A 10566-nucleotide genomic window follows, 5' to 3' on the forward strand; every position below is an offset into this window, starting at 1 on the left:
CAGAGAAATGGATTTTTCAGAGATCCTTTGCGTGAGGCATGCGGAGGGTGGGCGTTAGCCCAGTGCGGAGCGCAGCGCAGCACCGAAGCGATAGCGTAGCCCGAAGCACGCCGACCTTGCCCATACAAGCGCAAGCGAAGTATGGGCAAGGGCACGCCCAAGAAAATAATCCTTTTATTCTTTCATCGTATCAATCTCATCAAGATTGACTGTACGATAACGGTCGTAAATATTTAAGACAATCGCCAAACCAACAGCTGCTTCAGCTGCTGCCAAAGCAATGACAAAAATCGCAGTCATTTGCCCTGATAGTAACGCTTTATCATATTGAGAAAAAGCCACTAAGTTAATATTCGCCGCATTGAGCATCAACTCTACGCCCATCAGAGCTACTACCGCATTCCTGCGTGTAATTACGGCAAATAAGCCAAAGGCAAATAAAATTGCACTTATTACTACGTAATAATAAACAGGAATTTCAGTCAATAACGCACTAATTAACATAGTAGATTATGATTATTTAGACAAAGTTTTACGCCCCTTAGTAGGTTCTCTGCGTGCTATATAAGCTGCCCCCAATAGAGCTACCGTTAGCAAAATAGACACTATTTCCAAAGGTAACAGGTTCGTTGTCATGAGCTGTGTACCGATAGTTTGTACAGTGCTGTCTGTGTCTTTAAGTACGTTGTTAGCTTTTTCAGCATTTTTTACCCAAGTCAAGTTACCGAAAGAAACTGTACGAATAATAGAAGCAAGTAAAAATAAAATTCCCCCTGCCACAAAACTGCCCCAACCTATATTGATAATATCTGTTTTAATTTTGAAGAAAGAGGTAATTTTATTGGTTAGCATTACCCCAAAGAGTAGAAGTATCAAAATACCCCCTACATATACGACAATTTGTGTAACCGCTAAAAAATCTGCTCGCATAAACACATACAAAGCAGCTACACTGAAAAACGTTAGCAATAGACAAAAAGCAGCGTAAATGATGTTTCTAAATGAAATTACTGCTAACGCAGAAAATACTAATAAAAGGGCGAATACTAGATACCAAAATCCGTAGGTACTCATAAAGTATACTGTGCAAAACTTGTAAGTTTTTTTGAGATGTACAAAAATATTGGCTGAGTAATTTTTATTCAACTGATAATGAACAAATTATTTTAAGATATTCGTTTTTTGAACATGTCTTTTTTGCTTTTTAGCCAGTGCCCAAATACGTATTCTTGAGTAATGACAATTCGTTTTTGGTCATTGATAGTTGACCAATAAGTAGAGGGTTCAATAACTCCCCTAAAATATCGCCAATAAAAACTAACTTTATACTTCTCCCCTGTTTTCAAGCTAAAAGTAATATGAGCAAAGGGCTTGGCTTTATACAGTATAGAATCTTCTTTTTCTTTTGTAATGAGCGTACTATCAGGATACATAGAAAATTCCAACCAAGCTACTCCATTACGAAAGTAGTTAATTCCTTTTTGTACATAATAGTTGTAAGTAACTTCTTTATCATCAATGTACCACCGTGTAGGTTGTTTTTGCACAAGGGTGTAGCTGCTATCTCCACTAGTATATTGCACTTCAATTTGTGCTAAATTATGCAAAGGGGTTTTGAATATCCTACGAGTTTTGAGCAAAAGTGTATCTGTGGTAAAGCGTGTAGTTAAATATCCATTAAAGCCATCAATGCCTATAATGTAAGGGTCTTTCGCATCTCTTAACCTAGCATACGTGCCATTCTCCCCTGCCTGACCACCTACATAGTATTCCTTAATTAGGCGGTTATTTTTATCAAAAAAACTCACTTGTATGCTATTGCGTGAGAGCAAATCACGAATTTGGCTTTTGACACTTTCAGGTACAGGTGATTTGACAGACACTAAAAAAGCTGTTTCTAAAATAGTTTTAATCAAAATCAAATTTGCGGGTTCTTTTTCGTTAAGTAGCCAATTATCAGCCCCTTTGCGAGTAAGGACAACAGTGTTTTTTTTATCCTTCATGACAATTTTGTAAATAGATGCCGTATCTTTGATAGCAAAACCTGTTTCTCTTGGAGAAGTAGAGGAAGTTTTTTCATTAAATACTACGTAATACGTCAAAATAGAGAGAATAATCAAAATAATGAGCAGTGCAATTATAGTCTTGTAGGACTTCATACTTTGTGCAAAGGTAGTACATATTTGAAATAAAAACAGTGGTACAAAGCTTTCTTGTACCACTGCTGAACTAAAAAAAGATGTAAGTTATGCGTTTTCTACGGTTGCTGTGATAATTGCGGATTTTGCTCCCATCGTTCTACATGCAATCTGCTTACCTATAAATCTTTTACCTGACTTAAAAGCTTTGTTGTAAAACTCTTCATTGAGTACAGGTTTTTGAGTAATGTCAGCATTATAGAGAAGATTCATGATACCTGCAGCTATACCTGTGGCTAAATAAGAGATAGGGGTGCTAAAGTCATATTTGCGTGCTAGGAAGTGGTTAGCTTCATAGTCATTGAATAACTCTATGGTTAAAGATTTGTAGGGTATAAGTTCGCGAATGATATATGTTCCCCAACCTAGTGCGTTGATACAGGCGATAATTCCGTGTATCCAGTCCTCACGAGTTTTGAGCATAGGTTTAATAAGGGCTTCCCATTCCATAGAAGTCATGATACCTCCCATTGTATTAAAAGCGCAGATATGACCTGCTTCAATCAATAAGTCGCGTACTAGTTCTATGCCTTGCTCACCTAGTTCCTTGTGCATATTTTCAAGTAATCCAAAAGAAATGTTGCAGTAATAATTAGCGTAGTGACGAGTTAGTAGTACTCCGAAAGCGTCAATTAGTCCTGTTTCTGTATCACCTACGAGTACCATTTGAGTAAGTGCTTCTAGAATAGCTAAGTAATCCACAGGACTATCGGGGTGATTGTGATAAGCGTAACCTGAACCTAAAACGCCTTTACCTGCATAATAGCTGCATATAGGTTTAGCAGGTTGGGAGAGTCTAGTTACTTCAAAAACATTTTTATCGTGTCCCTTAGATAAACATTGGGTCTGTTTTACTTCATACGAAAAAATAGGCTGCTTGTTCAGATACGAGAATACAGCTGCAATGAAGCCTTTGGCAAAATAACAAACTCCTTCTTTGTCTAGAGAGGGAATAGGATACTTGCTAATATAGCCTACGCTGTAATGTTCTTTGTCTGTAGAAACCTTTCCGCCTTCTGTGTTGATTATTTCTACGTTCAGTTTACCAAAACCAAATAAAGAAAAAGCATCTAGTAGTGTGCTTAGACTGGCATTTTTTTCATTTTTAGGTCCAAACAGCTCCAAAAACTGGTGATAGGCTACATATTCAGCGGCCTGAGTTAGTAGAGTGTCTGTGTCAAAAAACTCTCCTGCGTCTTTAATACTGTTTTGCAAAAATAAATTATAATGATGGCAATGAAAAATCATAGGTTCGTTGCCTACCCAGTAAGCATGATATTCCTTATCGTACGCAGCAGTAAAAGGATGTTTATGTTGCTCGTTCATGTTATATTACCTCCTTTATATAATTTTACACTAACTTAAACCTTTTTGGAGATTAAGGTTTGGTTTTCAAAGTTAATTTCTTTTTGGTATAACTCTGAAATAGTAAGACGTACTTTTTCTACAACTTCAACAGGTAAGACTTCATTAGGTGGGAACTGATTTAGGGTTTTTTGATAATTCTGTAACAAATACCTGCTAGTCCGCAAAGTTATTCTTTCCCAAGCTAGAGGTGGAAGCTCCTTGATAGCCCAGCTTTTTATATCAAAAGGAGTGGGCTTAATTGGTCTATTTGAATGTTCAGTTACTTCTTGTTTTTTTTCTTTCCATTTGAATATGGAGAATAAATTCTTGAAGGTAGCCATAGTATTTGGTAAATCGCTATATAAGCGCAAATATAAGAAGAAGTTTTCTAATCTTGATTTTTTTTATTACTTTTTTTTGTGAATAGTAGGCTTTTTGTAGTAAATTCTTTCTATTTATTGCACTTTAATTGGTAAACAGAGAGAAATTTTTCCCATTTTTCTTTGAACTGTAAGTGGGTCTTTTTACAGGAAAAAAAGACTAGGTTTTCATTTAATGTGCCCTCAATAGTATAAATGTCTTTGTAAGTAACCTTGAAAAATACTTTTGACTTAGGAGAGAATTGAGTAAAATCTAATACCTTAACCTCACCAAATTCTTTTAAATATGTAATAAAAACTCTATCTGTGGCAAAATCTAGTTCATAAATGCCCTTGATCTGGTTTTTGCAGTTTTTACTCTCTGTATATTTGAACATACTTCAAAGTTTTATTCTGATAGTGCGTAGTGAATGCTTACAGTTAGCTTAGGTAAAGTTACAAAACCTATACCGAAATATCAAAATTCGGGCAAAAATATAGTAGGTAGCATTAAAATATGTTTCAGTAAAAATAACTTGAATACGTATTTGCAACTAATTTTACCTGAAAAACGTACGTATACAGCATGCAGCAAGGTTTTGGCATTATGAAAAGACGCTTATTTTGGTCAGGCGTAATTTGCACAGCCGGTCTATTGTCGGCATTGTGGGCACACAAGTATCTCAACACTCAAAAATCTATAAGAGAGAATCTACCTACTCAAAAACTTCAAAGCACTTATCAGGAAAAAAGTTCAATAAACTCAATAAAGTCATTTGCTTCTTCAAAAAAGGAGCCATCTCTCATAACTACCGCAAAATCTAATCCAAAGAAGAATATAAGCATACCTAAGGCTACTTTTGTTGCTAAAAATCAACATAAAACTATAAGTAAAGAACCTATTGCCAAAACAGAAGTCAATCGGGATGAGAAAAAAGCAGAGAAAGCAGAGGAAGTAAAAGAGGAATTTACCGTACAACCTTTGTATCATTTAAAGGAAAAAAAGGAAGATACTAAAAAAGACATACAAAAGCCAGAACCTATCTATCATGAGCAAAAATTGTTTGATTACAAACATCCTCTAAAACAATACTTCGAACAATACACTGCTCACAGTGAGTATCTTTGGGTAGATGATGATAAAGACTACATACATACTACCTCAAATCATTCAAAAATTAAATTACACAACACCATATTTGTAGATAAGTACGGGAAACGTATTGAAGGAGAAGCTGTTTTAGAATTCAAAGAGTTATCTCATGGTACAGACTTCATAAAAGCAAATGTTTCTACAAATGTTCAAGACGAATTGAAGTATGCTCATCAGATATGGTATGTTGCTGCTAAGCAAAAAAATAACCCTATATTTTTGGGCCCGAATACCGTAATTACTATTCAAACTATTAGCGAGCAACCTTTGCATTTCTATATTGGAAAGCACAGCTTTAACGGAGAAATAGAATGGAAACCTATCCCAGAACAACAGATAAAAAAAGTAGCTCTACCTACCCATAAAAAGAAAGAAAAAAAATATGAATACTACTGTAATCTTTCTGAATTAGGTTGGGTAGCCGCCTTTTATGAACCTAAAAAGCAAGCTAAAACTATATCTGTCAACATAAAAGAACCTTTTGATCTACCTATTAACCAAGTCATGGTCTGTTACATAGACGAAAAAACAAATTATCTATTCCGAAATACAAATTCTTTTAGCGTTGTAACTCCCAAGCGAACACAACTAATGAAAAAAATAAAAAAATACGCCCAAGGAAACATATTTGAAGGTAAAGTACCTCCTTCTAACAAGGAAGGTAAAATAATAGCCATGGCGTACTATAAAGGTAATTATTACTTTGCTCAAACAGATAACATTCATAAAGAACAAATAGATTTGAAACTTTTACCTACTACCGAAAATGAAATAAATCAATATCTTTGTAAGGATTAAAAATTATGAATATCCGTACGATATACATACTACTTGCTTGGACTATTCTCAACTATGCTTATGCTACCCATAACAGAGCAGGCGAAATTACTTATGTCCATATATCAGGGCTTACTTATCAAATTACTATCACTACATTTGCTGCTTTTGGAGGAAGTCAACCAGACCGAGAAGAGCTAGATCTAGAAATCTACTCTCTCAATACTGTAACCAACACATGGTCATTAGTTACTACTTTAACTGTAAAAAGAACAAGCAAAGTAGATGTCAGCCGTAACGGGCAAAATACATATAGGAATAAGTATATAACCAACTACACCTTTCCTAGTCAGGGCACTTTTAAGATGGGGATGCGCGACCCCAATCGCAACGACGGAGTGCTCAATATCCCTAACTCAGTTAATGTTGAATTTTACATCGAAACGCAACTTCAAATCAACTTTCAATTTGGTATAAATAACTCCCCTGTACTACTTTTAGAACCTTTGGATGTAGCTGCTTTGAATAGGTTGTACGTTCATAATCCTGCGGCTTATGATCCGGATGATGATTCCCTTGTCTTTTCGCTTATCCCTTGTCAAGATAGAATAAATAGCCCTATTCCAGGCTATGTCTTACCTAACAACACTCCAGGTTGTTCAGGGGGAACTTTTACAATAAACAGTCAAAGTGGTGAGATACGTTGGAACGTACCTCTATGCACAGGTGAGTACAATATTGCTATATTGATTGAAGAGTACAGGCGAATTCCACCACGTACTAACCGTATTCGTATTGCTTACACTATAAGGGATATGCAAATTTTAGTCATTCCTAGCACTAATAACCCTCCTGTAATTCAAAACATTCAGGATACCTGCGTAATTGCAGGGGCAACCATTCACAAACGAATATTCGCTACCGATATAGACCCCTTACAAATTGTAAAAATGACAGCAGTAAGTGAAGTTTTTAGCTTGTCTTCTTCTCCTGCTACTTTTACTGCAAGTGTAGATAGTAGCCCTGCTAGAGGTACATTTCATTGGAATACAAATTGCAGCCATGTACGCAGCATTCCTTACCAAGTTGTATTTAGAGCTGAAGATGATGCATTAAACGCAATCAATAAACCCAATCCCAGTTTAGTAGACTTACGCACTTACACTATTCGTGTTATTGCCCCACCTGTAACTAATCTTAAAGCAGTTTCACAATTTGGTAAAAATATACTTTCATGGGATATTCATCCCTGTCCTAATGCGGCAGGCTATCGGATATACCGCAGACAAGGCTGCGATACGTGGTCCCCTAGTCTTTGTGAAACAGGTGTACCTGCTTATACAGGGTACACCCTAGTAGCCACTCTTCCAGGGCGAACTACAACTACCTTTACTGATGATAACGGAGGATTAGGATTCAGCTTTGGAAATATCTACGCTTATCATGTAACCGCTTACTTTGAGGAAAGCTTACCAGGTACAGGAACTACTTTTATTGCATCAGAAAGTATAGCCAGTAACAAAGAATGTGTTAAAATTAAAAGGGATATTCCTGTGATTACTAACGTCAGTGTTACTGTAACCGATAGTTTAACAGGTCAAATTTTAGTTCGTTGGCGTAGCCCTGATACTACTAACGCTAAACTTCCTCCAGGGGAAATCCATTATAAAATTTATCAAGGTATAGGACTAACTGCTACTACCTACACTCTAATAGGGACAAACACAGGCGGTATCACAGACACCTCTTTCACGGTTAGTAATATAGATACAAAAAACAATGCTTATAGCTACAAAATAGAATATGTTATATTCAATAGTCCGCAGCCTGAGGTTAAAGTAGCCGCTAGTTCCCCTGCTAGTTCTCCTCGTTTGTCTGCAACACCCTTACATAAAGCTGCAGCTTTGTTTTGGAATTTCAACACTCCTTGGACAGAAGACACTTTCTATGTGTACCGAAGTTACACCTTTTCAGGACCTTATACATTGATAGCTACAACTACGGTTCCGAATTATACAGACACAGGTTTGCAGCCCAGAAGACCTTACTTCTATTATGTTACTACTTCAGGGGCTTATTACTTTACCACAGAAATCAAACGCCCTTTATTGAACAACTCTCAAATTATTAGAGTTATTCCAAAAGACACTGTACCTCCCTGCCCTACAACTCTTTTTGGTAAGTTAGATTGCCAAACTCAAACTTATTCTTTGAATTGGACCTTACCTGACAATACGCCATGTGGTGAGCAAGATGATAATCAACAATTTAATCTCTACTTCAAGCGCTATCTACATAGCCCATACCAAAAAATTGCTACTTTTAACAGAAATGAACTCAACACAGAAACCACATTTGCCGACTTAGGTCTGACAGGATGCTATTACATAACTGTGGTGGACTCTTCAGGTAACGAATCTAAATCAAGTAATGAAGTATGCTTTGATAACCCATGTATGGAATTGGAATTTCCAAACATCATTACCCCAGGTAATAAAGATGAAAAAAATGAAGTCTTCAAACCTAAGCGATATAAATTCGTAGATGGAGTAGAGATGCGTATCTATAACCGATGGGGCGTGGAAGTGCAGCGTAGTAATAACGTAAATAATTTTTGGGATGGTACTATTAACGGAATAGAAGCCCCAGAAAGCGTGTACTACTTTATTGCTACTGCAACTATTCAACGACTAAAAGGTGTAGAAAAACGTAAAATTGTCGGTAACCTTACTATTTTGAGATAAATCTAAATTCTATCAATCTTTTAGGCTAAATTATATATCAGCATAAATCCCTATGCTGCAAGCACTTTTCTCTTGCCACTTTAACATAAGCCTTATTTTGTTTTTTTATTAAATAATTTACAATTTTGCGACAACTTAATGTAAAATATGGTCAAGTTCTGGTCTTTAATACTAACAGCTTTTCTGTTCCAAATAGTCTTTGGACAATCCAAGTATAGAGACTCAGTAGTAGTACGCGAGGTTACAGATGCAGACGCTCTTAATCCTATTTTAGCTACCTCAGCGGTTACCTCTTCTATTATACGAAATATCTTTCAATCTTTATGCAGTCCGGATCCTCATACCTTAAACCCTGTACCTGTACTAGCTAAAAGTACTCCTAAAATTTCTGAAGATGGACTATCTTTTGAATATGAAATTCGCCAAGAAGCTGTTTGGGATAACGGTTCACCTGTTACAGGGCATGATTTTGCTTTTACCATAAAAGTGATTAAAAACCCAAAAGTCAACGCAGCTCATTTGCGGCCTAATTACTTATTTGTAGAAGACGTTATCGTAGACTCAAACAACCCTAAAAAGTTTACTGTCAAAACCAATCAAAAATACATGCTTGCAGAATTTATGCTCAATATATTAAACATAATTCCTGAATATAACTATGACCCTTCTGGGTTGATGAAAAACATAAGTATCCCGCAGCTAAATAAAGAATTAGATTATGCTACTACTGAAAAAGCGGCAAAATTCGCTGAAAACTTTAACTCCGATGTCTTTAAAAAAACACCTAATAATATATCAGGTTCAGGACCTTATACAGTTAGGTCTTGGACTTATGGGGAAAGAATAGTATTAGAAAGAAAAGAAAACTGGTGGGGAAACGCCTTCGAAAACGAAAATGTGTACTTTCAAGCCTATCCTAAAAGGATTATTCACAGAGTTGTAAAAAATGTTACTACTGCTGTTCAACTATTCAAACTAAATCAAATTGATGTGCTTCACGATATACCTGTGAAAGAGTATCTTGCACTCAAATCTAGTATGGATCCCAATACAGTTGAGTTTGCTACGCCCAATAAACTCAGCTACAATTATGTTGGACTTAACTTAAAACCTGGCGAAGAAAGAAAACCTTTCTTTGTAGATAAAAAAGTACGCAAAGCAATGGCACACCTCTTTGACGTAAATAAAATGATTGATAAGATAATGCAAGGTTTTGCAGTTAGAATATCTAACGCTGCTTTGGTAGATAAGCCTGAAGAATATGACAAAAGTATCCCTTTTGTAGAATTTTCCCCTGAAAAAGCTGCTAAGCTGCTAGATGAAGCAGGATGGAAAGACACAAACAAAGATGGTGTCCGAGATAAAAATATCAACGGAGAACGCATTGACTTTGAATTTGACCTTGCTATCTCTGCAGGAAATGCGGACTACCGTAAAGTAGGATATATGTTTTCCGAAGTAGCCCGCAGTGTAGGGGTAGTAGTACATGTTTTAGAACAAGATCAAACTGTCAATATAAAAGCCCGCAAAGAACATAACTTTGACATGTTTATAGGAGGTTGGGTAGAAGAACCTGCACCTACTAATTTGTATCAAATATTTCACAGTTCAAATTGGGCAAATGGAGGATATAACTTTGTCGGTTTTGATAACAAAAAAGCAGATGAACTGTTAGAAAAAATAAATAAAGAACTAGATAAAGGCAAACGTACTGCCCTAAACTATGAGTTTCAAAAAATATTAGCCGAAGAACTTCCTTATATTCTACTTTGGCAGCCTAAAGCATGTATCGCTATTCAAAAACGATTTAATAATATCAAAACCTCAGTAGTTTTTGTTAGTAACCCAGGGTTTAATCCTGCTAACTTCCAACCTAAATAAGTTGTGCCTAAAAAAATAATTTGATTTTTATTTTGGGCGTGCCCCTTGCTGACGCAAGGGTCGGGGCATTCCGCACTGCGCTTCGCTTCGGTGCTAACGCACTGCCT

At 36.2% G+C, this 10566-nt stretch carries 10 protein-coding genes; 4 read left to right on the forward strand and 6 right to left on the reverse strand.

The window, feature by feature from the left end:
• Positions 1-38: 38 nt before the first annotated feature.
• On the forward strand, positions 39-209 hold the full coding sequence (locus NZ519_07970) for a hypothetical protein (GenBank protein ID MCS7028686.1): 171 nt from the start codon (positions 39-41) through the stop codon (positions 207-209).
• Here NZ519_07970 and nuoK read toward each other — a convergent pair.
• From nuoK to NZ519_08000, 6 genes are all read right to left on the reverse strand, one after another.
• Entirely contained in the window at positions 175-504 is a 330-nt protein-coding gene (gene nuoK / locus NZ519_07975; GenBank protein ID MCS7028687.1) for an NADH-quinone oxidoreductase subunit NuoK, read from the reverse strand. The two genes, NZ519_07970 and nuoK, sit on opposite strands and share 35 nt — an antisense overlap.
• 12 nt (positions 505-516) lie before the next feature.
• Entirely contained in the window at positions 517-1074 is a 558-nt protein-coding gene (locus NZ519_07980; GenBank protein MCS7028688.1) for an NADH-quinone oxidoreductase subunit J, read from the reverse strand.
• A gap of 92 nt (positions 1075-1166) precedes the next feature.
• Positions 1167-2159 (reverse strand): hypothetical protein, encoded by a 993-nt coding sequence (locus NZ519_07985; GenBank protein MCS7028689.1) that lies wholly within the window; start codon positions 2157-2159, stop codon positions 1167-1169.
• A gap of 87 nt (positions 2160-2246) precedes the next feature.
• Positions 2247-3524 carry a 4-vinyl reductase gene (locus NZ519_07990; protein ID MCS7028690.1) on the reverse strand — a complete coding sequence of 426 codons (1278 nt, stop codon included), beginning with the start codon at positions 3522-3524 and terminating at the stop codon, positions 2247-2249.
• A 35-nt stretch (positions 3525-3559) separates the two neighbouring features.
• On the reverse strand, positions 3560-3886 hold the full coding sequence (locus NZ519_07995) for a hypothetical protein (protein ID MCS7028691.1): 327 nt from the start codon (positions 3884-3886) through the stop codon (positions 3560-3562).
• A gap of 110 nt (positions 3887-3996) precedes the next feature.
• A complete protein-coding gene (locus NZ519_08000; protein ID MCS7028692.1) occupies positions 3997-4302 on the reverse strand; it encodes a hypothetical protein in 306 nt (101 codons plus the stop codon).
• A gap of 209 nt (positions 4303-4511) precedes the next feature.
• Here NZ519_08000 and NZ519_08005 point away from each other — a divergent pair, with 209 nt between their 5' ends.
• The 3 genes from NZ519_08005 (at position 4512) to NZ519_08015 (ending at position 10459) form a co-directional block, all read left to right on the forward strand.
• Positions 4512-5855 carry a hypothetical protein gene (locus NZ519_08005; protein MCS7028693.1) on the forward strand — a complete coding sequence of 448 codons (1344 nt, stop codon included), beginning with the start codon at positions 4512-4514 and terminating at the stop codon, positions 5853-5855.
• 5 nt (positions 5856-5860) lie between these two features.
• Positions 5861-8578, forward strand: a complete 2718-nt coding sequence (locus tag NZ519_08010; GenBank protein ID MCS7028694.1) for a gliding motility-associated C-terminal domain-containing protein — start codon at positions 5861-5863, stop codon at positions 8576-8578.
• A 147-nt stretch (positions 8579-8725) separates the two neighbouring features.
• Positions 8726-10459 carry an ABC transporter substrate-binding protein gene (locus tag NZ519_08015; protein MCS7028695.1) on the forward strand — a complete coding sequence of 578 codons (1734 nt, stop codon included), beginning with the start codon at positions 8726-8728 and terminating at the stop codon, positions 10457-10459.
• Positions 10460-10566: the final 107 nt, after the last annotated feature.

Source organism: Bacteroidia bacterium, assembly GCA_025056095.1.
Taxonomy (GTDB): Bacteria; Bacteroidota; Bacteroidia; order JANWVE01; family JANWVE01; genus JANWVE01.